22 protein-coding genes are annotated in these 24,132 nt (G+C 65.8%); 10 read left to right on the top strand and 12 right to left on the bottom strand.

All coding sequences use genetic code 11. The annotated features are described in order from the left end of the window. Positions 1-21: 21 nt before the first annotated feature. Positions 22-696 (bottom strand): MtrAB system response regulator MtrA, encoded by a 675-nt coding sequence (gene mtrA / locus JOE31_RS09090; RefSeq protein ID WP_209743487.1) that lies wholly within the window; start codon positions 694-696, stop codon positions 22-24. Positions 697-1,152: 456 nt separating this feature from the next. On the opposite strand from mtrA, the gene JOE31_RS09085 reads away from it, so the two are divergent. Genes JOE31_RS09085 through JOE31_RS09060 form a run of 6 tightly spaced genes read left to right on the top strand, consistent with a single transcriptional unit; the run spans position 1,153 to position 7,328 of the window. Continuing rightward, positions 1,153-2,301, top strand: coding sequence for a glycerophosphoryl diester phosphodiesterase membrane domain-containing protein (locus tag JOE31_RS09085; protein WP_307864394.1), 1,149 nt, complete (start codon positions 1,153-1,155; stop codon positions 2,299-2,301). Positions 2,302-2,357: 56 nt separating this feature from the next. Beyond that, positions 2,358-3,035: a DUF4129 domain-containing protein gene (locus tag JOE31_RS09080; protein WP_307864393.1), complete on the top strand. Its 678-nt coding sequence runs from the start codon at positions 2,358-2,360 to the stop codon at positions 3,033-3,035. Continuing rightward, a complete protein-coding gene (locus tag JOE31_RS09075) occupies positions 3,032-4,264 on the top strand; it encodes a DUF4350 domain-containing protein (protein WP_245199084.1) in 1,233 nt (410 codons plus the stop codon). Before JOE31_RS09080 ends, JOE31_RS09075 begins: the two co-directional genes overlap by 4 nt. Then, positions 4,261-5,289, top strand: a complete 1,029-nt coding sequence (locus tag JOE31_RS09070; RefSeq protein WP_209743483.1) for a MoxR family ATPase — start codon at positions 4,261-4,263, stop codon at positions 5,287-5,289. The genes JOE31_RS09075 and JOE31_RS09070 overlap by 4 nt, the downstream gene beginning before the upstream one ends. A gap of 4 nt (positions 5,290-5,293) precedes the next feature. Then, on the top strand, positions 5,294-6,586 hold the full coding sequence (locus JOE31_RS09065) for a DUF58 domain-containing protein (protein WP_209743481.1): 1,293 nt from the start codon (positions 5,294-5,296) through the stop codon (positions 6,584-6,586). Between the two features lie 28 nt (positions 6,587-6,614). After that, positions 6,615-7,328: a DUF4166 domain-containing protein gene (locus JOE31_RS09060; protein WP_209743479.1), complete on the top strand. Its 714-nt coding sequence runs from the start codon at positions 6,615-6,617 to the stop codon at positions 7,326-7,328. Here JOE31_RS09060 and JOE31_RS09055 read toward each other — a convergent pair. From JOE31_RS09055 to JOE31_RS09030, 6 genes are all read right to left on the bottom strand, one after another. Continuing rightward, positions 7,325-8,350 (bottom strand): hypothetical protein, encoded by a 1,026-nt coding sequence (locus tag JOE31_RS09055; protein ID WP_209743477.1) that lies wholly within the window; start codon positions 8,348-8,350, stop codon positions 7,325-7,327. The two genes, JOE31_RS09060 and JOE31_RS09055, sit on opposite strands and share 4 nt — an antisense overlap. A gap of 3 nt (positions 8,351-8,353) precedes the next feature. After that, positions 8,354-8,797 (bottom strand): chorismate mutase, encoded by a 444-nt coding sequence (locus tag JOE31_RS09050; RefSeq protein ID WP_209743475.1) that lies wholly within the window; start codon positions 8,795-8,797, stop codon positions 8,354-8,356. Positions 8,798-8,921: 124 nt separating this feature from the next. Then, positions 8,922-10,616 carry an ABC transporter ATP-binding protein gene (locus tag JOE31_RS09045; protein WP_209743473.1) on the bottom strand — a complete coding sequence of 565 codons (1,695 nt, stop codon included), beginning with the start codon at positions 10,614-10,616 and terminating at the stop codon, positions 8,922-8,924. Beyond that, entirely contained in the window at positions 10,613-11,638 is a 1,026-nt protein-coding gene (locus tag JOE31_RS09040) for an ABC transporter permease (RefSeq protein WP_209743471.1), read from the bottom strand. The genes JOE31_RS09045 and JOE31_RS09040 overlap by 4 nt, the downstream gene beginning before the upstream one ends. 1 nt (position 11,639) lies before the next feature. Continuing rightward, the gene (locus tag JOE31_RS09035; RefSeq protein ID WP_209743470.1) at positions 11,640-12,731 is read right to left on the bottom strand and encodes an ABC transporter permease; all 1,092 of its coding nucleotides are present in this window, start codon (positions 12,729-12,731) and stop codon (positions 11,640-11,642) included. 128 nt (positions 12,732-12,859) lie between these two features. Beyond that, positions 12,860-14,494 (bottom strand): ABC transporter substrate-binding protein, encoded by a 1,635-nt coding sequence (locus JOE31_RS09030; RefSeq protein WP_209743468.1) that lies wholly within the window; start codon positions 14,492-14,494, stop codon positions 12,860-12,862. Between the two features lie 297 nt (positions 14,495-14,791). On the opposite strand from JOE31_RS09030, the gene JOE31_RS09025 reads away from it, so the two are divergent. Beyond that, the gene (locus tag JOE31_RS09025; RefSeq protein WP_209743466.1) at positions 14,792-15,619 is read left to right on the top strand and encodes a caspase family protein; all 828 of its coding nucleotides are present in this window, start codon (positions 14,792-14,794) and stop codon (positions 15,617-15,619) included. A gap of 23 nt (positions 15,620-15,642) precedes the next feature. Here JOE31_RS09025 and JOE31_RS09020 read toward each other — a convergent pair whose 3' ends face one another. Beyond that, a complete protein-coding gene (locus JOE31_RS09020) occupies positions 15,643-17,283 on the bottom strand; it encodes a hypothetical protein (protein WP_209743464.1) in 1,641 nt (546 codons plus the stop codon). A 145-nt stretch (positions 17,284-17,428) separates the two neighbouring features. Further along, positions 17,429-18,568, bottom strand: a complete 1,140-nt coding sequence (gene mnmA / locus JOE31_RS09015; RefSeq protein ID WP_209743462.1) for a tRNA 2-thiouridine(34) synthase MnmA — start codon at positions 18,566-18,568, stop codon at positions 17,429-17,431. Between the two features lie 234 nt (positions 18,569-18,802). Between mnmA and JOE31_RS09010 the strand changes: the two genes are divergently transcribed. Then, positions 18,803-20,050 (top strand): NAD(P)/FAD-dependent oxidoreductase, encoded by a 1,248-nt coding sequence (locus JOE31_RS09010; protein WP_209743460.1) that lies wholly within the window; start codon positions 18,803-18,805, stop codon positions 20,048-20,050. Here JOE31_RS09010 and JOE31_RS09005 read toward each other — a convergent pair. Continuing rightward, on the bottom strand, positions 20,032-21,258 hold the full coding sequence (locus JOE31_RS09005) for a cysteine desulfurase family protein (protein WP_209743458.1): 1,227 nt from the start codon (positions 21,256-21,258) through the stop codon (positions 20,032-20,034). The genes JOE31_RS09010 and JOE31_RS09005 overlap by 19 nt on opposite strands. 57 nt (positions 21,259-21,315) lie before the next feature. On the opposite strand from JOE31_RS09005, the gene JOE31_RS09000 reads away from it, so the two are divergent. Next, complete coding sequence (locus tag JOE31_RS09000; RefSeq protein WP_209743456.1) at positions 21,316-22,194, top strand: DMT family transporter; 879 nt, start codon at positions 21,316-21,318, stop codon at positions 22,192-22,194. Here JOE31_RS09000 and JOE31_RS08995 read toward each other — a convergent pair. Further along, positions 22,181-22,843: a metalloregulator ArsR/SmtB family transcription factor gene (locus tag JOE31_RS08995; protein WP_209743454.1), complete on the bottom strand. Its 663-nt coding sequence runs from the start codon at positions 22,841-22,843 to the stop codon at positions 22,181-22,183. The genes JOE31_RS09000 and JOE31_RS08995 overlap by 14 nt on opposite strands. An 88-nt stretch (positions 22,844-22,931) precedes the next feature. On the opposite strand from JOE31_RS08995, the gene JOE31_RS08990 reads away from it, so the two are divergent. Next, positions 22,932-23,351, top strand: coding sequence for a hypothetical protein (locus JOE31_RS08990; protein ID WP_209743452.1), 420 nt, complete (start codon positions 22,932-22,934; stop codon positions 23,349-23,351). A gap of 22 nt (positions 23,352-23,373) precedes the next feature. On the opposite strand, the gene JOE31_RS08985 is transcribed toward JOE31_RS08990, so the two are convergent. Further along, on the bottom strand, positions 23,374-24,021 hold the full coding sequence (locus tag JOE31_RS08985; RefSeq protein WP_307864392.1) for a hypothetical protein: 648 nt from the start codon (positions 24,019-24,021) through the stop codon (positions 23,374-23,376). Between the last annotated feature and the right edge of the window lie 111 nt (positions 24,022-24,132).

Below are 24,132 nucleotides of genomic sequence, written 5' to 3'. Positions count from 1 at the left end.
CCGGCTTCGCCGCTGGACGGTTCAGGAACCTGCTTTGTAGCCGACACCACGGACCGTCAAAACTACCTCGGGGGCTTCGGGGTCCCGCTCGATCTTCGACCTCAGCCGCTGGACATGGACGTTCACGAGGCGCGTATCTGCCGCGTGCCGGTATCCCCAGACCTGCTCCAGGAGCAACTCGCGGGTGAAGACCTGCCATGGCTTGCGCGCAAGGGCAACGAGCAGGTCGAATTCGAGGGGAGTCAGCGAAATTCGTTCGTCGTTCCGGCTCACCAGGTGGCCGGCCACGTCAATGGTGATGTCGGCGATGCGCAGGGTCTCCGGCGCCTTTTGGTCCCCCGGCCGCAGCCGGGCCCTGACGCGGGCCACCAGTTCCGCCGGCTTAAACGGTTTGGGCACGTAGTCGTCAGCACCGGATTCCAGGCCGCGGACCACGTCCGAGGTATCGGACTTGGCGGTCAGCATAACGATGGGCGAATCCGACTCCGCGCGGATCTGCCGGCACACTTCGATGCCGTCAATGCCCGGAAGCATCAGGTCCAGAAGCACAAGATCCGGTTTTGAGGAACGGAAAACCTCCAGCGCCTGCCCGCCGTCAGCGCAAAAGACCGGCTCGAAGCCGTCATTGCGCAAGACAATCCCGATCATCTCGGCCAGCGCCTCGTCATCGTCCACTACCAGAATGCGTGCCTTCATAGTTATATATTCGCCTATTGAATGGGCTTTGTCCCGTTGAGGGCCGACACGGCATGGCGCGGACACTGCCGCCAGGGAAGCACGCCGGGAGGGCGCGGCGACGCCACAGCGGGAAGAATCAGCCGGAAGCTATGTGGCTTACGGCCAAAACTATAGGCTGGGAGCGGGCCGGACAATTCAAGCCACAACCGACCCGGAGCGCCTGGCGGAAGCGGTGGCCGGTCAGCTCGCGGACAGCGTCTTTTGGGGAGGAACAGGTTGTCAGAGCAGGATCCGAACGTGCCGTCCCGGGAGGGTCAGCCACAGCCGGTGCAACCACTCCCTTGGGACGCGCCCGCGCAGTGGAACCCACCGTCGACGACCCCGAGCGGACAGCCGCCATGGGGACCTCCTTACGCCGGACAGCAGCCAGGACGGGCTCAACCGGCATACGTAGCCCCGCCAAAACCCGGCATCGTGCCGCTACGGCCCTTGATGTTCGGCGAAATCCTTGACGGGGCCTTCCAGACCATCAGGCGGAATCCCGCGGCGATGCTGGGTGCTGCGATGCTGGCACAGACCTTGGCGACCGTTGTCGGTGAAGCCTTCGCAGCCGAGACCGAATCGCGCGGACAGTCGCTGGGCCTGTGGCTGGCCGGCATGGCTCCCCCGGAAATGCTCAACCTCGGAGGGGGCCTCCTGATCGGCGCCGCCCTCCTGGGACTGGTCTCCTTCTTTATCTCCATTGTGCTTCAGGGTGTGATGGTGGTTCCGGTGGCCCGGTCGGTCCTGAACCGACGCACCGGTTTCAAGGAGATGTGGAAATTGTCGCGGTCCAGGATCCGCGCACTGCTCGCTCTTGGCGGTCTGCAGATCCTGGCCGGCATCGCCTTCGGAGTAGTGCTGGTGGGAGGGACGTTCCTGCTGGCCGATTCCATGGGCGCAACGTCGGCGTTGATCATCGTCCCCCTGTTCCTCGCAAGCATGGCGGCCATACTCTTGGTCTCCATCCGCCTGATGGTGACGCCGGCGGCCATCGTGGTCGAGGAACAAGGAGTTCTTGACGGCCTGCGGAGGTCCTGGCAGCTCACCCGGCACAACTGGTGGCGCATCTTCGGCATCGTGCTGGTCATTTCCCTCCTGATCGGCATCATCAGCCAGATTGTCCAGATCCCCATCGGCCTCGCTACCGGCGGCTTCTCCTCCGTCATCGCTCCCCATGGCGGAGACGACGGGCAGCGCGCCCTTTCCGCGGTCGTCGGGATCGCATCGATCCTTGTCACAGCCGTTATCGGTGCCGTGGGGTATGCCTTCCAAACCTCCGTCATGGGCCTTCTGTACATGGACCTTCGGATGCGAAAGGAAGGCTTGGACCTCGCCCTCCAGCGGCAGCTCGAATCAGGCAACGACTCCGACGGCGTTCCCGGGCGCGGTGTGGCGCCCGAGGGCAACTTTGCGGGCACCCCTGCTTCCGGCATCTGGACCCGTGCGCCGTACGGCCCGCCACCGGGCTACGGCCCTCCACCGGGCTACGGCCCGCCACCGAGCTACGGCCCCCCGCCGGGGTACGGCCCTCCGCAGGGGTACAACCCACCGCCCTCCGGCCCGCCGCCGGGCGCCGGATGAGCCGGCCTGGCTTTTTCGAGTCGGCGTTGGAGGCCGCGTCCGCAGCAGGTGCGGTTTTGCATTCGACGTTAGGCCGCACGCTGGCCGAACCTCCTGTTGAACCCGACAGGCAGGAAGCCCGCAGGTGGGCGGTCGAGGAGCTCTCAAAGCCCGTATACCGGGATGCCGAGCCCGACTGGCTGACCGGTCTCTGGCGGCAGTTCACAGAATGGCTGCGGTCGCTTGGCAGCGGCGACCCCGCAATCGACGGCGGTGTCGCTGTACCGGCCATCGGAGTGACGATTATCGTCCTTATCGCCGGGGCCATCCTTCTGGCGCGCCCCCGGCTGAACGCCCGGCGCCGCCGCCCGGACAGGAACGACGTCGACGCCGATCCTTCCATCAGCCCGGCAGAATACCGCCGGCTCGCGGCAGCCGCGGCAGCTCGCGCCGACTGGCGCACCGCCGTCGTCGAACAGTTCCGTGCCATCGTCCGGGCCGCCGAGGAGCGCACCATTATCGACCACTTGCCCGGCCGCACCGCGGATGAAGTGGCCGGCCAGCTTGCCGGCGCATTTGGCAGCTACGCCGCTGAGCTGCGGCGTGCCGCCGGCATCTTCGACGGCGTACGGTATGGCAGCGCCGATGCCGCAGCCGGGGACCACGCAGGCATGGTGGAGTTGGACCAGCTACTTGAAACAGCAAGGCCCGACTACGGCCGGACCGCCGCGGATCACCTGGAGCTGCCCCGATGACGCCTGTCCTGGAGTCGGAGAATGGGCCGGCGCCTGCGGTGGCCGGGGGCGGCAGAGCGGGTCACGCCGTCACGGCATGGATCCGCCGGCACCGGACGTGGACCCTGCTGATTCTGGTCTTCTCCGTGGGCGTGGGGCTGACAATCGTGGCCCAGCAATCGCCCCGCAGCGACGGCCTGTCCCTGTCGGCACGCAACGCTGCTCCGGAAGGAGCCCGGGCAGCAGCGGAGATACTGGGAAGCCGGGGCGTGAACATTCGCCAGACCGACACCTTCGACGCAACGATGTCGGCGCTGGACCGGGCCTCGGAAGACAGCGCGTCAGAATCTGCTGACGGCCCCGGACCCACATTGTTCCTTTACGATCGAAACGGCTACCTGGACCCCGACCAGCTGCAGGCTTTGCAGCAGGCCACGGACAGGATGGTGATTATCACTCCCCGGCTGAGCACGCTCAGCGCGCTCGGCGGCGACATTCGTCCCGCCGGAGTCGTGCCGGCGGAAGTGGCAACCCTGGACCCCGGCTGCGCGTTGGACGCTCCCGCTGCCGCCGGAGCGGTCTCGGCGGACTCCGCCTACCTGTATCAGGCCAACCGCGTTTGCTACGAACCCGCAGCAGGCATGGGCGGGCTCTTTGCCAGCAGTGACGACGGCAGGCTGACAGTGGTGGGTAGCGCTCAAATCTTCAGCAACCGCCTGCTCGATGAACACGGCAACGCCGCCTTGGCGCTCAGGACACTGGGGTCGTCGGACACACTCGTCTGGTACCTTCCGGGCTTGGCGGATGTCACGGCAGAGGACACCCCGAAGACGCTGGATGAGCTCGCCCCTCCGTGGGTCGCCTTCCTCGGCCCGTGGCTTGCCTTGGTAGCCGTTCTGGCGATGGCCTGGCGGGGAAGGCGGCTGGGACCACTGGTCTTCGAACCGCTGCCCGTGGTGGTCAAGGCCGTGGAGACTGCTGAAGGCCGCGCACGGCTGTACCATGACGCCCACGCCGTGGACCGTGCAGCGGACAGCCTCAGGGCGGGTGCGCTGGTCCGGCTCGCCCGGGCCCTCCGGCTGGGAACGGATACTGAATCACCGGCGATTGTCGACGCCGTCGCGAGGCACCTTGGGCGCACCCGCGAAGACACGGCCGGTGTGCTGGAGGCCCGTCCCCGGACGGAGACCGAGCTGGTGCGCTGGGCCCAGCAGCTTGAATCACTAGAGAAAGAGGTAACCGCCCGATGAGTGAGCAGACCAACGGATTCACGCAGGGCGGCCCCGGCGGCCCCGCGCTCGCAACCGCCGAGGCCACGGCGGCCGCCGATCCCGTCCGCCAGGCCTTGCTCGATGTGCGGCACGAGGTTGCCAAGGCCGTGGTCGGCCAGGACTCCACCGTCACCGGGCTGCTCATCGCATTGCTCTGCCGCGGTCATGTCCTGCTCGAAGGGGTTCCGGGCGTGGCCAAGACACTGCTGGTCCGCACGCTCTCCGCGGCGCTAAGCCTGGACACGAAGCGCGTGCAGTTCACCCCCGACCTGATGCCGGGCGACATCACCGGCTCGTTGGTCTTCGACTCCCGGACCTCGGAGTTCAGCTTCCGCGAAGGCCCCGTCTTTACCAACATCCTGCTGGCCGACGAGATCAACAGGACTCCGCCGAAGACGCAGGCATCCCTGTTGGAGGCCATGGAGGAACGCCAGGTCTCTGCGGACGGAACCTCACGCCCGCTTCCGGTTCCGTTCATCGTGGCAGCCACGCAGAACCCGGTGGAGTATGAGGGCACCTATCCCCTGCCTGAGGCCCAACTGGACCGTTTCCTCCTGAAACTTGCCATGCCGTTGCCGGGGCGTGCCGACGAGATCGAGGTCATCCGCAGGCATGCGGCCGGCTTTGACTCCAGGAACCTGGCTGCCGCCGGCGTCCGGGCGGTGGCGGGTGCAGCCGAGCTGGAGCAGGCCCGCCTGGCGGTGGCTGCGGTGGAGGTGGCGCCTGAGGTGGCCGCCTACATCGTTGACATCGCGAGGGCCACGCGCGCGGCACCGTCCTTCCAGCTCGGCGTGTCCCCGCGCGGCGCGACAGCCCTGCTGAGTGCCGCCCGGGCGTGGGCCTGGCTCTCCGGGCGGCAGTTCGTGACACCGGATGACGTAAAGGCCCTGGCTCTCCCCTGCCTTCGGCACCGCGTGGCCCTGCAACCGGAAGCCCAGATGGACGGCGTGCACGTGGACGGCGTCCTCGCCAGCATCCTGGCGACCGTTCCCGTGCCCCGCTGACGCCATGGCCATATCGGGACGGTTCGTACTTCTGGCGCTGGCGGGCCTGGTGCCGGTCATGCTGTATCCCGGCTGGGGCACGGTCCTGCTGGTCTGCCTGGTCCTGTGCGCTGTCCTGCTGCTGGACCTCGCCATGGCCGCGTCCCCCCGGAAGGTCACATTGTTCCGGACCCTGCCGGGGAACGTCACCCTGACCGGGAGCACCGAATCCGTCCTGACCATCGGGAACACCGGCTCACGCCCGCTCCGTGCCCTGGTCCGGGACGCCTGGCAGCCATCTGCCGGGGCGCAGAACCCGCGCCAGCGCGTGGACGTTCCGGCCGGTGAGCGGAGGCGAATGAAGGTACTGCTGAAGCCTGCCCGGCGCGGCGACCTCAAGGCACCGCATGTGACCCTCCGTGCCTTCGGGCCGCTGCAGCTGGCAGCCCGGCAGCGGACACTTCCGTGCCCAGGCTCCGTCCGGGTGCTGCCGCCGTTCCACTCGCGACGCCACCTTCCCTCGAAGCTCCGTAAACTGCGCGAGCTCGACGGAAAAGCGGCGGTCCAGATCAGGGGGGCCGGCACCGAGTTCGATTCCCTCCGCGACTATGTCCGTGGTGACGACGTCCGTTCCATTGACTGGCGCGCCACGGCGCGGCGCTCCGCCGTCGTCGTCCGTACCTGGCGTCCTGAACGGGACCGTCGCGTGGTGATCATGCTCGATACCTCCCGGACGGCGGCCGCGAGGATCGACGACGAACCCCGCCTTGACACCGGGATCGAAGCGGCCCTGCTGCTGGCCGTCCTCGCCGAACGCGGCGGCGACCGCGTGGATTTCTTCGCCTTCGACCGGCGGACCCGTGGACGGGCCGGATCCGCGTCGAAAGGTAATCTGCTGGGGCAGCTCGTGCAGGCCATGGCGCCGCTTGAACCGGAACTCATTGAGCTGGACTGGAGCCAGGTCCCGGGCCAGATCCGGCAGATATCCGCGCACCGCTCACTGGTGGTGCTGCTGACCCCGCTGGACAGCGGCGCACCGGAAGAGGGACTGCTGCCGATGGCCGCGCAGCTCGCGCAGCAGCATGTGGTGGTGGTCGCCTCCGTGCGCGACCCCATGCTGGGCGCGATGCAGAAGGAACGGACGACGGCGGCACAGGTGTTCCGCGCGGCAGCCGCCGAACGCGCCCTGCTGGAACGTGAGGCAGTGGCCATCCAGCTGCGCCAGATGGGCGTCGAAGTGGTGGACGCCGAACCCCACCAGCTGCCGCCCGCACTCGCGGACGCCTACATCCGGCTCAAAGCGGCAGGAAGACTATGATCCGCGTGTCGAAAACCAGGAGGCTATTGTGAATACCCCTATCTATGAGCGTGCCCTGGGCAGCGACTTTGCCCGCCTGCAGCCCGAGCTTCAGGAATACTTCTCGCTCGCCCCCGGCTCCGGACGCTATGGCGTCGGAGAAGGGGTGTTCGACGTCGTCGGCTGCCGGCAGGCATGGCTCCGCCCGCTGCTTCGGTTGACTACCGGGGAGGAAGCGTTCTTCCCGGAGTACGGTGAGCGCATTCCTTTCCGGATCGAAAACCACGCGCACCTCGATCCGTTCGGCCGGTCAAGCCTGACCGCCAGGCGCGAGATCCACTTCCCCGGCCGCACCCGGTTGCTCCACGACACCACCAGCTTTGACGAGTCCCGAAGCAGCCCGGGACTCGTGGACTACGTTGGCCGCTACCGGCGCCTGGTCACCGACCTCAACCTCAGCGTGACCGCTGAGGGCAGGCTCCGCGGCGTCTCTGAGGCGTCCCGGCTGTTCCTGGGACCGCTGCGCATCCCGCTGCCGGCGGCACTGGACGCCAAGGCCTGCGCAGAGCAGTGGTGGGAACCGTCGGAAGGCGTCCGCGGAAAACACCGGATCCAGGTCAAGGTGATCCAGCCGCAGCTGGGACTTGTCCTGGTCTATGCCGGAAGCTTCGACTATCGGCGCCGTTCCTACCCGGGAACGGCCACGACGCCGGGCCACCTCCCGGGCTACGCCCGGCCCGACAGGTGGGAAAGCCGGATCTAGCCGAGTGCCAACTGGTTGAGCCCGTCCGCCACCTGGGTGAGGCGGACCAGGACGGCCGTGGCGGAGGACGGCGTGTGCCCGGATAGCCCCTCGGACGGCGTCACCCGGATTGAACCTAACGAGGAAGCCGGAAGACCCATCTGCCGCCAAGGCCGCCAGACGCTCTCCACAGCTTCCTGGACGCGCGGCAGTGAGGCAGCACGGTGGCTGGCGGGCAGCACTCCGGCCCACAGGCTCTTCCCGGCCTCGACCGCACCGGCGAGCTGTTCCCATTGGCGGGACGTCAGCGCCTTAAGCGGAACTGCTATCCCGTCCGCCCCTGCGGAGAGAATACGCTCGAAAGGCGCCTCAATCTCGGCAACCGCGATGACGGTTTCGGCCGCCCCGGCCGCCCTGATCGCATCAATGACCAAGCGCCACGACTCTGTCACTTCCCGGCCCGGTACAGCGCGCAAGGTCCGGTAGCCGCTGGATGTTGGAATCGTGCCGGCGAGGACTGCCGCAATATCGGGTTCATCTATCTGGACCACCAGCCGGGCCCCGGGCACAGCAGTGCCGATGCGTGCCAGGAAATCGCCAACACCGGCCGCCAGCGATTCGGCAATGTCACGCCGTGCGCCGTAGTCGAGCAGGGCACGTTCGCCGTTGTGGAGGTGCAGGCCCGCGGCCAGGCTGAGCGGTCCGCGCACTTGGACCTTGAAGTCCGGCGCCGGACTGTCTTCGGTCCCGGCAACGTCGGCCAGGACGTTGATGTCCGTGGAGAGCGCCGACTTTGCCCGCATGAGGTCCTTGCCCGGCCGATCCACGATCCGCCATCCGTAGGGCTGGACGTCCACGGATAGGTCAACCAGGAGCGAGGCCGTCCTGCCGAGCGCATCCGAGCCGACTCCGCGGTCCGGAAGCTCCACGAGGAACGGCAAGTGCGGGCTGCCGAGTTCGCCGCGGATGATCCGCGTTGCCTCCAGCGGATCCTCACCCGGCCATGGTCCCAGGGCGGTGGCAGTTACCTGCGATTCGGGCATGGCCTAGGCGTCGACGGCGGTTGAGGGGGCGGGCGAGGAAAGCACCGGCGGGCCTGCCGCCGCCCCGTTGTTCTCGGCCGCCTGGTGGTCTTCGGCAATGGCTTCGTGGTGCCGGATCACCTCGCCGATGATGAAGTTCAGGAACTTCTCCGCAAAGGCCGGATCCAGGTGCGCTTCTTCGGCAAGGCGGCGCAGCCGTGCAATCTGGGCGGTCTCCCGGCCGGGGTCCCCGGCGGGAAGTTTGTGCGCGGCCTTGAGAAAGCCCACCTTCTGGGTGGCCTTGAACCGTTCGGCCAGGAGAAAGACAAGGGTGGCATCGATGTTGTCAATGCTGGACCGGATAGACAGCAGTTCCGCCATGACCGCTTGGTCCACCTGTCCGGCCAATGAGCTGGCTGCGGGGTCGTAGGAATCGGCGTCTGGAAGATCTTGGTTCTGCTCGGTCATGGTTCCAGTCTATGGGCACCCCGCCAATTCCCTGTGGCTGTTAAGCGTCCGTGCAACGTTGCCCAGGGGACGAAAATGCCCGCCGTCCGGCCTGGACAGCGGGCATCTCCACCACGGAACGGAACTAGCCGGCGAGCAGCGCCCGGTTCGCTTCCCGGCGCCTGGCCTGTTCATCCGGATCGGGCACGGGGAGCGATGCGATGAGCCGGCGCGTGTAGTCATGCCGGGGAGTTCCCATCACCTGGGTGCCAAGCCCCTGTTCCACGAGCTTGCCCTTGTAGAGCACACCAACCCAGTGGGACAGGATATCCACCACCGCGAGGTCGTGGCTGATGAACAGCGCGGCAAACCCGAACTCTGCCTGGATGTCCTTGAACAGTTCCAGCACCACGGCCTGGACTGAAACGTCCAGCGCCGACGTGGGCTCGTCGGCAATCAGCAGCTTCGGGTTCAGGATGAGGGCCCTGGCCAGCGACGCCCGCTGCCGCTGTCCGCCGGACAGTTCGTGCGGGAACCGGTCAGCATACGACGCTGGCAGCTGCACCGATTCGAGCAGCTCACCAACGCGTTTCCGCGCCTGTGCCGGCGTGGGATTGCTGTGGATGATGAGCGGCTCGGCGACGCAGTCACCGATGGTCAGCTGCGGGTTGAAGGAGGCGGCCGGATCCTGGAACACGAAGCCGATCTCCTTCCGGAGCGGCTTGAACGTCCGTTCCTTGAGGTTCAGCATCTCGTAGCCCAGCACCTTCAGGCTGCCGCCCGTGGTGCGGTTGAGGCCCGCGATGGCGCGTCCGATGGTGGTCTTTCCGGATCCCGATTCACCGACCAGACCGAATACCTCACCTTCGGACAGCGTGAAGCTCACGCCGTCCACGGCCTTGAAGCCGGGACTGCCCAGCCTGCCGGGGTATTCGATGGTCAGGCCCTTGGCTTCCACCAGGACCTTACGGTCCTGGTGGGCCCGCACGGTCATGCCCTGGGAGGCGGAATTCCTGCCCAGGTGCGGAACAGCGGCCAGGAGCTTGCGCGTGTACTCCTGCTTCGGCTCGGCAAACAGGACCTTGGCGGTTGCCTCCTCGACGACGTCGCCCTGGTACATCACCACCACCCGGTCGGCAAGATCGGCTACCACTCCCATGTTGTGGGTGATCAGCACGATCGAGGTGCCGTACGTATCCCGCAGGTCCCTCAACAGCTGGAGGATCTCCGCCTGGACCGTGACGTCAAGGGCTGTAGTGGGTTCATCGGCGACGATCAGTCCCGGGTTGAGGGCAAGCGCGGCCGCAATGACCACACGTTGCTTCTGGCCTCCGGAAAACTGGTGGGGATAGTAATCAACGCGGTTTTCGGGATCCGGGATGCCCACTTTCCGGAGTGCGTCGATGGCCCGGGATTTAGCTTCCTTTGCCGATATCCGCCCGCCCTTGCCGTGGGCGTGGGCGCGGATGCCTTCGGCGATCTGCCACCCCACGGTGAAGACGGGGTTCAGGGCCGTGGAGGGTTCCTGGAACACCATGGCGACGTCCCGGCCGCGGATCTGCCGGAGCTTGGCCGGGCTGACGCTGATCACGTTGTTGCCGTTGATCAGGACAGCGCCGGAACTGATCGCCGTCTCCGGAAGCAGTCCCAGGATCGTTTTGGCGGTTACCGTCTTGCCCGAACCGGACTCGCCGACGATTGCCACGACTTCGCCCGGATTGACCTCAAGGCTGACGTCCTTGACGGCGTAAACGTCCCCGGCGTCGGTGGCAAACGTGACCCTCAGGTGGTCGATGTCGAGGACGGGCCCGGTGCCGCGACTGTCGATGTTGGTGCTCATGAACTACTCACTTCTGATTGGTGCGCTGCCTGCGCCGCTGGGGTGGAGTCCGGCCCGCCCTTGCCGGAAACGGCCTTCTTGCGGCCGCGCAGCCGCGGATCGTTGAGGTCGTTGATGCTTTCGCCCACGAGCGTCAGCCCCAGGACTGTCAGCACGATTGCCAGGCCGGGGAACACGCCCGTCCACCAGATCCCGGAGGTGGTGTCCGCCAGGGCTTTGTTGAGGTCGAAGCCCCACTCTGCGGCGGACGTCGGTTCAATGCCGAAGCCCAGGAAGCCCAGGCCTGCAAGCGTCAGGATGGCTTCCGAGGCGTTGAGTGTGAAGATCAGCGGCAGGGTGCGGGTGGCGTTCTTGAAGATGTGCCGGCTCATGATCCGGACATTCGACGCTCCCACCACCTTTGCGGATTCCACGAAGGGTTCGGCTTTCAGGCGGATGGTTTCCGCGCGTATCACCCGGAAGTACTGCGGGATGAACACCACGGTGATCGAAATTGCCGCGGCCACAATGCCGCCCCACAGGCTGGACCTGCCGCCGCTGATGACAATGGCCATCACGATGGCAACCAGGAGTGAGGGGAAGGCGTAGACAGCGTCTGCGATCACCACGAGGATGCGGTCCAGCCAGCCGCCGATGTAGCCGCTGACCAGGCCCAGGACCACGCCGATGAAGATGGACATGACCACGGCCACCACAATCACCATGACGGCGGTCTGGGCGCCCCAGACAACCCGGGAGAAGACGTCGTAGCCGCCCACGGTGGTGCCCCAGAGGTGCTTTCCGCCCGGTGCCTGCTGGGCGGGGAACCCGCCGTCGGCGTCGGATATCTGCGAGAAGCCGTAGGGGGCGATGAGTGGCGCAAGAATGGCGGTAAGGAGGAAGATGCCAGTCAGGACGAGCCCGGTGACAAGCATTCCGCGCTGCAGGCCGACGCTCTTGTTGAAATGTGAGACGACGGGCAGGCGGCGGAACCAGGAGGCCCGCGGATCCTTGTAGGTAGTCGCCAGGGAATCGGTGCTCATGTCAGTACCTCACGCGGGGGTCGATCAGCGCGGCGACAATGTCCACGATGAAGTTGGTCACGGCCACGATCACTGCGAGGAGAACCACGATGCCCTGGACGGCCACGAAGTCACGGGCCGTCAGGTAGGTGGCCAGCTGGAAGCCCAGGCCTTTCCATTCAAAGGTTGTTTCGGTCAGGACCGCGCCGCCGAGCAGAACTGCGATCTGCAGGCCCATCACGGTGATGATGGGGATAAGGGCAGGCTTGTAGGCGTGCTTGGTCACCAGGCGGAATTCGCTGACGCCGCGTGAACGGCCTGCTTCCACGTAGTCCTTGCCGAGGGTGCCGATGACGTTGGTGCGGACCAATCGCAGGAAGATGCCGGCCGTCAACAGACCGAGGGCGAGGGCCGGCAGCACGGCGTGGGCCGTGACGTCGCCGAGTGCTGCCATGTTGCCGCTGCGGACGGCATCCAGCCAGTAGATGCCGGTGGGGGCCTGCAGCGAGGTGAGTTCCAGTTCGCTTGACGTTTTGGCGCGTCCGGCAACCGGGAGCCATCCCAGCCATACGGAGAAGGTCAGCTTGAAGAGCAACCCGGAGAAGAACACCGGCGTTGCGTAGCAAAGGATCGCAAAGATGCGCAGTACGGCGTCGGGTGCTTTGTCGCGGCGGTGCGCCGCGATCATGCCGAGCGGGATGCCCACCAGCAGTGCGACCAGCAACGCATTGATGGTCAGTTCAAGGGTGGCGGAACCGTAGGTGGTCAGCATCTCCGTGACCTGGCGGTTGTCAGAGAGCGTCGTGCCGAAATTGCCGGTCAGCAACTGCCCGAGGTACTCGAAGTACTGCACGAGGATCGGGCGGTCGTAGCCTGCCGCCGTGATCCTTTCGGCAAGCTGCTCGGGCGGAAGCCGCCCGCCGAGCGCGGCGGTAATCGGGTCACCGGTGATCCGCATCAGGAAGAACACCATCGTGACCAGAATCAGGATGGTTGGAAAGATCAGGAGGAACCTGATCAGGATGTATTGGCCCAGTCCCCCGCCGGACGACTTCTTCTTTGACGGCAGCAGGCCGTCGGCGTCGGTTGGCGGCGCCTCGATAAGTGTTGTCATTGGTACCTAAATGTGTGCTTCCGGCGGCCTCGTGAGTCCCGGAATCTGTTGCCCTGCCTCAGCACGAAAGGCGGGACGCCTTGGCGCCCCGCCTTTTCGGCTGGTCAGGACCGGATGGGGAACTGGCCCTACTTGGAAATTACGCCAAGACGGGTCTTGAAGGACGCGTCCAGGGTCTTTTCAACACCCTTGACGTCCTTTCCGGCGACCATAAGCTGGGCGCCCTGCAGCAGCGGCAGCGTGGAGAGATCCTTGGCGACTGCCGTCTGGGCATCACCCAGGACCTTCTCGCGCTCTGCCTTGTCAACCGTGGTGAGCTGTTTGGTGATCAGGTCGGTCACGGTCGGGTTCTCGTAGTGGTTCTTCAGGAAGTTGCCCGGTACGAAGAACGGGGTCAGGTAGTTGTCCGCGTCCGAGTAGTCCGGGAACCAGCCAAGCTGGTAGACCGGGTAGACGTCCTTGGTGCGGTCCTTGGAGTAGGTCACCCATTCAGTGGACTGCAGGTCCACCTTGAAGAGGCCGGACTTCTCCAGCTGCTCCTTGATCATGGCGTACTCGTCGCCCGAGGACTTACCGTAGTGGTCCGGGTTGTACTGCAGCTTGATGTTGACCGGAGCCGTGACACCTGCATCGGAGAATGCCTTCTTGGCCTTGTCCAGGCTGGGCTTGCCGCTGCCGTCGCCGTACATTTCCTTGAGCGGCTGGATGGCTCCGACGAACCCGTCGGGGACCACGGAGTACGCGGGCAGGTAGGTGCCCTTGTAGACCTGGGTTGCGATGGCGTCGCGGTCAACTACGTTCGCCATGGCCTGGCGGACAGCGAGCGCCTTGGCGGGATCCGCCTCGGCGGTCTTCGCACCGAACGGCATGGTGTCGAAGTTGAACACGATGTAGCGCAGCTCGCCGCCGGGACCCTTGTGGACGGTGACCTTGGAGTCCTTTTCGAGGTCAGCGGCGTCGGTAGCGGTCAGGCTGCGGCCGGCAACGTCGATGTTGCCCTGCTGGACGTCGAGCTTGAGGTTGTTCGAATCGGCGTAGTACTTGATGCTCGCGCCGTCATTGGCGGGCTTGCCCAGGAGGCCCTTGTAATCCGGGTTGACCTTCAGGCTCACAAGCTCGTTCTTCTTGTAGCTTTCGATCGTGTAGGGGCCGGCGAACGGCTTGCCCTTGACGATTTCGTCGTCGCTCATCAGCTTGTCCGCCGGGAAGACCTCTTCATCGACGATGGGTCCTGCATTGGCAGCAAGGACGCCCGGGAAGACCTGGTCATTGCCGGCCTTGAGCTTGAAGACCACCGTGGAGTCGTCCTTGGCGGTAACCGACTCCAGGTTGCCCAGGAGTGAGGCCGGTCCGTTGTCGTCCGCGATGCTGACCACACGGTCAATGGAGAACTTGACGTCGGAGGATGTGAGCGCGTGTCCATTGGCAAATTTGAGGTCCGACTTGAGCTTGACGGTGTACTCCGTGGGGCTCGTGAATTCCGCGGACTCTGCGATATCGGGCGTGGCGTCCGCAGTGCCGGGCTTGGCGTTCAACAGGAACGGGTAGATCTGGTTCATCACCATGAAGGAACCGGCGTCGTACGAGCCCGCAGGATCGAGGGTAACGACCTTGTCTGTGGTGCCGTAGGTAATGGTTCCGCCTCCGGCGCTGCCGGTGGAAGTTCCGCCGCCGCCGGACGGACCTGTGCAGGCTGTCAGTGCAAACGCGGAAACACCCGCGAGCGCGATAGCGCTGTGCAGGGCCTTTTTGTTCATTGCCATCTGTGGACTTTCTGTTCGATGAGTACACGCGTGCCGCCGCGCAACTGGATCAGTTGGACTCGGTGGGCGGGACGTTGTCCTGATCACACGATTCAATCAGACGACGGCGCCATGAATCGTTACAACCTGTGAGATGAGACACAAAATTTACCTGATTGGGGCAAAACTATCGTTTTCTTCAGGATTCGGCCCGGATCAGCCTCCGGCCGAACGATTGCGAAACGTCATCGGTGATTGCCATTGAAGAGCCCCCTTCCCGGGAATAGAGTTGCCCTACCCCGGCTGAAGGAACACATCATGAGCAAAGCCGCCCTCTGTGTAGGGATCAACGAATTTCACCATTTGCCGAAATCCAGCTGGCTGCAGGGCTGCGCCAACGACGCCCGGGACCTCGCCGGACTGCTGCAGGCCGAATATGGGTTCGCCCCCTCGGAGATCTCGGTGCTGCTGGATTCCCAGGCCACGAAGGAGCAGGTGATGGCGCAACTCAATTCGATGATGGACCGCGCCGCCGCAGGCGAACTGCAGCACATCGTCTTCACTTTCTCCAGCCACGGAACGCAGATTCCGGACACCAGCGACGACGAGGCGGACCGGCTGGACGAGGCCTTCGCCTGCTACGACATCAACAACACCGGCGATTCGTGGGACCCCGGCACCGTCATCTCGGACGATGAACTGTTCACCCTCTTTGCCCGGCTGCCTGACGGCGTGCTCATGGACGTTGTTCTGGACACCTGCCACAGCGGCACCGGCCTGAAATCACTGGACCTCCTGCCCGGGCGGCGCCCCCGCTTCCTGCCGGCACCGACAGCCCGCGGCGTTGCCGCCACCGAGTTCAGCGAAACCAGGGCACTGCGCGACCTGGTCAAGGCCGGCAGGGGCGTCAAGCCGGTCCTCCTGGCTGCCTGCCGCGCCGACCAGACGGCCGCCGATGCCTTCCTCGACGGCCGCTACAACGGCGCCTTCACCTACAACTTCATCAAGGCCGTCACCGGCGACGGCACCCTGGGCAGGGCGGACCTGCTCAAGCTGGTCAGCAAAGGCCTCCGGGCCGGCGGGTTCGACCAGGTGGCCCAGCTCGAAGGCTCGACGGCGGCACGCAAGGCTCCTTGGGGAAGCTGACGGAGGGGGAAGCCGACGGAGGCTCACTCCCGGCGTTCATCCTCGGGGTGGAACGTCGCCGTCGGCACTTTTACCCCGGCTTCCCGTTTGATGGTTTCCAATTTTTCCTGCTGCCACTCCGCGTCCATGACCGGCTTGAGCGCGGCGAAACACAGCCTCCCGCCCTCATCGAACCGCAGCAGTCCCCCGCCGCGGACTGTGTAGTACTCGCTGTCCACCCGGAGGCCAAGCTTGTTCCTTGCTTCGGATTTCGACATGGTGACTGACTGCACGTAGGAGGCGCCGATTTCGGAGACGACGAATCCATCCGGCCCCACGCGCGTGCTGGGGCGCACCCGGCTCACAATGGTGCTCGTGTTCTGATCGATGCCGGCTGCCTCGATCAACCGCGGATTTTCCCACATGAACCGGTTGACCTCCTCGGGATCGGCGGCCAGCGCAGACAACCGGACCGGGTAGCGCAGGTCGCGAAGATGCTTCAGCCCGTCCAGGAGTTCATCGGGTTCCGTGGAAAGGTCAATGTCCCAGAAGGCGTCGCGCACGGCCTGCCTGTACCCCATCATGTCCGTCGGCACCAGCACGGCATCGGCTGCGAGGATTCCGCGCAGCAGGTCTTCCCAGCCCGGGTCCACCGGCGGCATGTAGGCGAGCCCCCTCAGCACCATCCCCAGCATCTGGTGTCCAAGATGCGCCCCGGCTTCGGCCACCTGGTAGCGACTCGAGCGACCCCCCGGCTTTTCCAGCCGCTGCAGCCAGAGTTTGACGACGGCGTCCAGCACCGCCTTCACGGCAATCTCGCCCCGCCGGTGTGGTTCCGGATCCAGCCGCCACTCGAATGGCACGTCCATGTCGAGCGGACGACGGGCGGCGCCGCGGGTGAACAGTCCGTCCGCCAGCCCGAAGAGCCCGGACGCCAGGACTTCCTTTTCCATGTTCCGGGCGGGTACGCCGCTCCGCCTGCCGTCCGGGCCCGGAACGGCCACTGACAACTGTTGCTCCACCCGTTCGGGCGATGAAAACACGCTCAGCATTGCCACGAGATCCGCTATGCATTCATGCATGGCATAGCCGTCAAGCAACGCGTCGCTGTCCGTCCACAGGCGCCGGTAACCGTCAAGGACTGCGTGCGTCACTTCATGGGCCACAAGGTCGTGATAAAGGGCCAGGGGGACAGACCGCTTGGACCGGTCGTCGGTTCTGTGCCCAAACCGGATCAGGCCGCGCTCGCGGTCGTAGCCAGTAGAGGCGTACGGGATCTTGTCATAGACGCTGATCACCAGCCGGTGGCCCGAGGCCCAGCCCATCCGGCGGCCCAAGGTGAATTCAAAGGCCTGGAGAGTTGCCGTCGCCACCGCGTAGACATGTTGGGCCAAAAACCGGCTGTCGGCCAGCAACTCATCGAGCCCGGCCGGTGCGGGTTGGTCGTCGATGCACCATTCGTTACGGTCGACGGACAGGGAAATAGGCCGCGGCCCTTCGGCTCCGGGGGCCCGCACCCGCAGCGCCAGACGTGCTCCAACCGGGCCGTCGACGAGCCTCTCCACGGGAACCCTGACGCTGGTGGTGAGCGGCTTTCCTGATTTGCGGGTGAAGGGGCCCTCGGCGAGCGCAGTAAGCGCGACCATCTCGAGGCCATGCCCGATTCCGAGCGCTGCAGAGACCATAGTGGGCCCGCTTTCCTCAACTTTGCAGCCTCACCTGGTGAAGGGGCGGTCTGCATCAAGTCTGGTTCCCCAGGCCTCAATTATTGCGGTCGCGGGCATGATTGACTACGGCGGCGCGCGCCGCGTGGCGGGGAAAGTCGGCCTTTTAGAGGGCCGCGCGCTGCAGCGAGCGCGCTGTATCGATGGTGGCCTGCCCCAGGACCCGGCTGCCCTGGTAGAGGACCACCGTCTGTCCGGGAGCTACTCCGCGCAGCGGAGTGGCCAGCGTGACCACAAGGTTGGTCCGCTCCGCGCCGTCGTCGTCCGTCAGCTGTTCCATGCGGGCCGTCGCCGGGACAGGGTCCCCGTGGGCTCGGACCTGGGCATGGCAATCGAACTCTTCGCCGGTGGCGACCTCTGCAATCGGAAGTCCGGCCCAGGATACTTTGATGCCGCGGATCTCGTCGATGGCCAGGAGCGCTTCCGGTCCCACCACCACCTTGTTCTCCTTCGGGCGGATCTCCAGGACGAACCGCGGCTTGCCGTCGGCGGCGGGGGTGCCCAGCTTGAGTCCCCGGCGCTGGCCAACGGTGAACGCGTTGGCACCAGGGTGCTCGCCGACCTTCGTGCCGGACTCGTCCACGATGTCGCCTGTGGTCATCTCGATCTTTTCGGCCAGCCAGCCGGCCGTGTCGCCGTCCGGGATGAAGCAAATGTCATGGCTGTCCGGCTTGTTGGCGACAGAGAGCCCGCGGCGTTCCGCTTCGGCGCGGACCTCGGCCTTGGACGGCGTGTCCGCGAGCGGGAACATGGAGTGCTTCAGCTGTTCGTGGGTGAGCACGCCCAGCACGTAGCTCTGGTCCTTCGCCCAGTCGGCTGCGCGGTGGAGTTCCGGGTTTCCGTCGGCATCGGTGATCACCTTGGCATAATGGCCGGTGCAGACGGCGTCGAAGCCCAGTGCGATCGCCTTTTCGAGCAGCGCAGCAAACTTGATGCGTTCGTTGCAGCGCATGCAGGGGTTCGGGGTGCGTCCGGCCGCATATTCGTCAATGAAGTCCTGGACCACATCCTCCTTGAACCGCTCGGAAAAGTCCCACACGTAATACGGGATGCCCAGCACGTCGCAGGCGCGCCAGGCATCACGGGAATCCTCGATGGTGCAGCACCCGCGGCTGCCGGTACGGAGTGTTCCGGGCATCCGGGACAACGCCAGGTGGACACCGACGACGTCGTGTCCGGCCTCGACGGCGCGGGCGGCGGCAACGGCGGAATCGACTCCGCCGCTCATGGCTGCAAGAACTCGCATGCTGGCTTTCTTTAGGGGGAGGTTTTCATGGTGCTGCAGCAGCGCGCTCGTGGCCGGCCTATTGCGCACCGGCGGACACACTGCATGCGCATCTATTCTACTGCCTCGCCAAAGGGTGCCCGGAAATCACCTCAGTACCCCTTGACTGCCATGCCCGCGGCTTCTATTGTCAGGATTACTATTTTTAGAGCCTGCCGGCAGGAGGCGCCGGCATTTCCGGAATCGAGCGGCATCATGACTGTCGGACGCACCATCGAAAGCATCGTGATCGCTGGCGCGGGCCTGGCTGGCGCCACCGCAGCCCGCACCCTGCGCAGCGAGGGCTACCGGGGCCGGATCAGCCTCATCGGCGCCGAACCGCACCACCCTTATCTCCGCCCGCCGCTGTCCAAGGAATACCTCCTGGGCAAAGCGGGAGAGGACGCCGTCCCGGTGGCACCGGACGCCTGGTACGCCGAGAACGACGTCGACCTCCGCCTGGGCGTGACGGTCGCCGCCGTCGACCCCGGCCCGCACACGGTACATCTCAGCGGCGGTGGCTCCCTGGGCTATGACGCACTCCTGCTGGCCACGGGCGCACTCCCCCGGCGCATCCCGCTGCCGGGGAGCGGGCTCGACGGCGTGGCCACATTCCGGACCCTGGATGACAGCCGCCGGCTCCGGGAGCAGCTTTTGCCGGGCGGAAAGAACGTCGTGATGATCGGCTCCGGCTGGATCGGAATGGAACTTGCGGCTGCGGCCACCGCTTACGGCAACCAGGTGACGCTGCTCGGGCTTGAGGACATCCCGCTGGCCGCCGCGGTCGGACCTGAGCTGGGCACGTTCTTCCGCTCGCTCCACGAAGCCAACGGTGTCCGGTTCCGCCTGGGCGCAACCGCAGCTGAACTCCGGGGCGATTCCGGCCGCGTCACAGCGGTGGTCACCGGATCAGGAGAGATACTGCCCGCCGATGTAGTGGTGGTGGCCGTGGGCGTCGCTCCGGACATTTCGCTCGCGGAGGCGGCAGGGCTGGCCATTGACAACGGAATACTGGCAGACGCCTCCCTGCGGACAAGCGCTACTGACATCTTCGCCGCAGGGGACGTTGCCAACGCCCTGCATCCGTTCACCGGGCAGCACCACCGCAGCGAGCATTGGTCCAATGCGCTCAACGGCGGCAAGGTCGCCGCGAAATCCATGCTTGGACAGGAGGCAACGCTGGACACGATTCCGTATTTCTACACCGACCAGTACGACATCAGCATGGAGTACTCGGGTTTCCCCACGTTGGCGGCGGGCGCCGAGCCGGTCATCCGGGGCACGCTGGCAGGCAAGGAATTCATCGCCTTCTGGCAGCATGAGGGCAGGGTGGTGGCCGGTATGAACGTCAACATTCCGCGCACGCAGAAAGCCATCAAGGCCCTGATCTCCAGTCGGGCAACCATCAAGCCGGGCCGTCTGGCCGATCCCGCAGTCGCGCTTGATCAGCTCCTGGCGGACTGACGGGCCACCGTCGCGGCCGTCTGGATGGTTGATTCGTGCCCTGCCATCCCTGCCTGGCGGGCCCGTTCATAGGCACCCGGCAGTGCTGCCAGAAGCGCGTCGACGTCGGCCTCCACTGAAGCGTGGCCGAGGGAGAAACGCTGCGCGCCCCGGGCGGTCTCCTCGTCCAGGCCCATTGCCAGCAGGACGTGCGAAGGCCGCGGCACACCGGCGGTGCAGGCGGAGCCTGTGGAGGACTCCACACCCGCAAGGTCCAGCAGGAACAGCAGGGAGTCGCCCTCACAACCAGGAAAAGTGAAGTGCGCGTTGCCGGGGAGGCGGCCGTCCCCCGGAGCTCCGCGCAGGACGGCTTCCGGGATGGCCTCCCGTACGCCCGCGATCAGCCTGTCCCGCATCCCGGCGATCCGGGCAGCCTCCTGCGGGAGGTCCTTGGTCACAGCTTCCGCCGCAGCGGCGAAGGCGGCGATCGACGCCGTGTCCAGCGTCCCGGAGCGGACATCGCGCTCCTGGCCGCCGCCGTGCTGCACCGGCGTCAGCTTGACGGCGCGGCCCAGCAGCAGGGCGCCGACGCCCACGGGGCCGCCGATCTTGTGACCGGAGACGGACATGGCATCCAGCCCGCTGCCCCGGAAGTCCACCGGCACGGAACCGAAGGCCTGGACGGCGTCGGAATGGACCGGCACTCCCACGGCATGGGCCAACTCAACCACTTCGTGCACCGGCTGGATGGTACCCACCTCGTTGTTGGCCCACATCACTGTGACGAGGGCGATGGACTCCGGCTCCCGGGAGAGCTCGGACTTCAGCACATGAAGGTCAACAACGCCGCTGGAATCCACAGGCAACCAGGACACTTCTGCCGCCTCGTGCCGTTCCAGCCACTCGACGGCGTCCAGGACAGCATGATGTTCGACGGCGGAGCAAAGGATCCGCGTGCGCGCCGGGTTTTCGCCGCGGCGGGCCCAGTACAGGCCCTTCACAGCCAGGTTGTCAGCCTCCGTGCCGCCCGAGGTAAAGATCACCTCTGAGGGGTGGGCACCGGCTGCGGCAGCAATCGACTCCCGGGCGTCCTCCACCGAACGGCGGGCGCGTCGTCCCGAGCCGTGAAGCGACGACGGGTTCCCGGTCCGGGCGAGTTCGCGGGTGAGGGCCGCCAATGCCTCAGCGGCGATAGGCGTGGTGGCGGCATGATCGAGGTAGACGGACACAACTCAATTCTAGCCGCGGCCACCCCGCACGCTCAGGCGCCGGTGTAGATTCGAGCGGTGAAAGCCTCGATATACCTGGTGCTGGCCACCCTCTTCTGGTCCGGCAACCTCGTGGTGGGGCAGGCCGCCGTGAACACCATGACGCCGCTCGAACTCACCTTCTGGAGGTGGGCGCTGGCCGCCCTTCCGCTCGTCGCGCTGGCCCACTTCGTGGAACGTCCGGACTGGCGCGCTGTCCTGGGCCGCTGGCGGGTGCTGTTGCTCCTGAGCGTCCTGGGCATGGGCTGCTACACCCTGCTGCTTTATGTTGCCCTCCAGCACACCTCGGCGCTCAATGCTTCGCTGATCACTGCCGCTAATCCGGCGCTGATCGTAGTGATGGCCATTTTCATTCTCGGCGAATGGCCCGGCGTCTTCGGCTGGCTGGGCATAGCTTTGGGCCTCGCCGGCGTGCTCCTGGTACTGACCCGCGGCGAACTGCAGCGGGTGTTCAGCATTACCTTCAATTCTGGCGAACTGTTGATGATCGGGGCGATCACAGTGTGGGGCTTCTACACCATCATTTCCCGTCGGCTTGGGCTGCCGGCCATTGCGGCCACGGCTGTGCAGGTGGTGATGGCAACCGCCTTCCTAGCTCCGGTCGCGATTGCAGGTGGAGCCGGATTCCCCTCGACCGCAGCAGAAGGCTGGTCGATCGCGTACATCGCCGCTTTCCCCTCGCTGGGGGCGTATCTGTGCTGGAACCTCGCACTCAAAACGACGGCACCGGCGACCGCCGGCAATTACCTGAACCTGATCGTCGTGTTCACGGCAGCCATCACGGTCATGATGGGCATTCCGGTCAGCCTGCCCCAGGCGATCGGGGGGCTGCTTGTGATAGCCGGCGTCCTGCTGGCGAGCCGGCCCAAACGGTCTCCGGCAATCAGGGCGGCGTAACCCTGGCGCAGCACTGGCCGGGTGTTGCGTTCCCTACTATCCGGCTTTCCTCAACACCGCACCCGGCGGCCGCGCCGCAGAGGATTGCGCCGTTCATGGCACAGACCACCTCCGCGTGGCCGTCTGCAAGCCGGTGGAACGGGCAGTTTTCAAGCGCAAAGCCTCCGTCTCCGTCGGGATTCGGCATGTAGCCCTCCGCCGAGAGGAATTCCTCGAGGCTCTGACTCCCCTCCGCCATTGCCAGGCCCTTCGCATACGCGGTGGCCAACAGAGCTTCCCGGACAGGTTCTCCGGCGCCACTCGACCGTTCGATGGCGGTGGCCATCAGTTCACCGGCGAGATCGTAATTGCGGTCCGGAACGGACGCCCCCACTTCCGACTGCGCCAGCCGGTACATTTTTGCCGGTCGCCCGGAGCCGGGCCCGGCCTTGCCGCCGAGCTTGCGGAATTCGACGGCCAGAACGCCATCCTGCACCATTCTGTCCAGATGGAACGACGCCGTGCTTCGCGGCATTTCCAGCGCAGCGGCCGCTTCGTCGCGTCCCACCGGACGGTACGAAGCGGCGATAAATCCGAAAAGTTTCCGGCGGTTTTCATCGCCCAGCGATGCCACGGCCACGATCCGGCGGGCCCAGGGAAGTCTGCGCATGGAACACCCTAACTCTAAAAACAAGATTCATTGCTTAATTACTCAAAGGTTTCTAAAATCAGAATACCTACTTTTAGAAGGAGCTGTCATGAAATCTTCCTTTGCACTGAACGCGCCGGGCACCGTACTGGCGTCGGAACCGGGCAGGCAGGCGTTCCTGCTGCTTCGCACAGTGTTCACGGTCGCACCGATCATTTTCGGCCTCGACAAATTCACCAACATCCTGGCCGACTGGACCGTGTATTTGGCGCCCGTGGCAACGGGCGTGGTGCCGCTCCCCGCCCAGACGATCATGTACATCGTCGGCGTCGTGGAAGTGGCGGCCGGCATCGCGGTGGCAGTCCGGCCGCGTTTCGGATCGATACTCGTGGCCGTGTGGCTGCTGGGCATCATCATCAACCTGCTGCTCCTGGGCAGTTTCTTTGACGTCGCGCTTCGCGATTTCGGACTGCTCGTGGGCGCGCTCGCCCTCAACCGGCTGTCACCCCGCAGTTCCCGCAAGCCGTAGTCGCACAGCTCAGCCGCTCAGCTCAGTTCGTGGGCGGAACAACCACCAGTCGTTCCGCCACGTCCGCCCGGGCCGCCGCGAGCGCGGCCGGGTCAGGACACGAGAGCGAGATGAAGACGGACGAACCCGCTGTGGCAAAGAGCCGGGCCAGCACTGCGTTCGATTTTCCGCCTGGCGCAGATCCACCCTCGAAGACGAGCACTTCCGCCCGTGGCCCGGGCTTGTCCGGCTCACCGCCCCAGCGCAGGGTGTCGGTCTTCAGGTAGCCGGGCAGGATGGTGGGATCCAGATATTTGAACAGTTCAACCGTGGAGGCCCTGTCATCCCCGGCCACGGCAAGCGCCGTCTGGTTCACGCGGACCCGCGCCGAGACCACGCATCCGTCGGCTTTGAGGTAGCGGTTCTCCCCCGCCACGTCCTCCTTGATGGTCTTCCACCCCGGCGCCTCACGGAGTCCGTCGGAAAGTCCGACGGCAACTCCTGGGGCCAGCGAGTCTCCGGCCGTCAACGGAAGGTCCTTTGCCGCCACCGCAGCCGCATCGTAGCCCGGGGTAATGGTGGGTGTTGCAAGCGCGGGCGTGGTCCGGACGTCACCCGGGGCGGCAGGATCCGGAACGCCCACGCTGCATCCGGCCACGGCGGCCACCGCTACGGCCAGGGTCAACGCCACAACTATCCCCCTGGTTGCCCCGGGTACTCTTCGCGACCGGACCGCAGCGGGTCCCCTGTCCGTCGATTGCACATTGCCCCCACGTACGGTCTGCCGGCGGCACTGCTCCGG

Source organism: Arthrobacter sp. PvP023, assembly GCF_017832975.1.
Taxonomy (GTDB): domain Bacteria; phylum Actinomycetota; class Actinomycetes; order Actinomycetales; family Micrococcaceae; genus Arthrobacter.
Note: the sequence above shows the minus strand (reverse complement) of the source record. Positions and strands in the feature narration are given on the sequence as shown.

Bases quoted from the DNA above. Each gene is read 5' to 3' on its own strand.
- mtrA (WP_209743487.1), bottom strand. From the start codon at position 696: ATGAAGGCACGCATTCTGGTAGTGGACGATGACGAGGCGCTGGCCGAG.
- JOE31_RS09075 (WP_245199084.1), top strand. From the start codon at position 3,032: ATGACGCCTGTCCTGGAGTCGGAGAATGGGCCGGCGCCTGCGGTGGCC.
- JOE31_RS09070 (WP_209743483.1), top strand. From the start codon at position 4,261: ATGAGTGAGCAGACCAACGGATTCACGCAGGGCGGCCCCGGCGGCCCC.
- JOE31_RS09065 (WP_209743481.1), top strand. From the start codon at position 5,294: ATGGCCATATCGGGACGGTTCGTACTTCTGGCGCTGGCGGGCCTGGTG.
- JOE31_RS09055 (WP_209743477.1), bottom strand. From the start codon at position 8,350: ATGCCCGAATCGCAGGTAACTGCCACCGCCCTGGGACCATGGCCGGGT.
- JOE31_RS09050 (WP_209743475.1), bottom strand. From the start codon at position 8,797: ATGACCGAGCAGAACCAAGATCTTCCAGACGCCGATTCCTACGACCCC.
- JOE31_RS09045 (WP_209743473.1), bottom strand. From the start codon at position 10,616: ATGAGCACCAACATCGACAGTCGCGGCACCGGGCCCGTCCTCGACATC.
- JOE31_RS09040 (WP_209743471.1), bottom strand. From the start codon at position 11,638: ATGAGCACCGATTCCCTGGCGACTACCTACAAGGATCCGCGGGCCTCC.
- JOE31_RS09035 (WP_209743470.1), bottom strand. From the start codon at position 12,731: ATGACAACACTTATCGAGGCGCCGCCAACCGACGCCGACGGCCTGCTG.
- JOE31_RS09030 (WP_209743468.1), bottom strand. From the start codon at position 14,494: ATGGCAATGAACAAAAAGGCCCTGCACAGCGCTATCGCGCTCGCGGGT.
- JOE31_RS09025 (WP_209743466.1), top strand. From the start codon at position 14,792: ATGAGCAAAGCCGCCCTCTGTGTAGGGATCAACGAATTTCACCATTTG.
- JOE31_RS09020 (WP_209743464.1), bottom strand. From the start codon at position 17,283: ATGGTCTCTGCAGCGCTCGGAATCGGGCATGGCCTCGAGATGGTCGCG.
- mnmA (WP_209743462.1), bottom strand. From the start codon at position 18,568: ATGCGAGTTCTTGCAGCCATGAGCGGCGGAGTCGATTCCGCCGTTGCC.
- JOE31_RS09010 (WP_209743460.1), top strand. From the start codon at position 18,803: ATGACTGTCGGACGCACCATCGAAAGCATCGTGATCGCTGGCGCGGGC.
- JOE31_RS08995 (WP_209743454.1), bottom strand. From the start codon at position 22,843: ATGCGCAGACTTCCCTGGGCCCGCCGGATCGTGGCCGTGGCATCGCTG.
- JOE31_RS08990 (WP_209743452.1), top strand. From the start codon at position 22,932: ATGAAATCTTCCTTTGCACTGAACGCGCCGGGCACCGTACTGGCGTCG.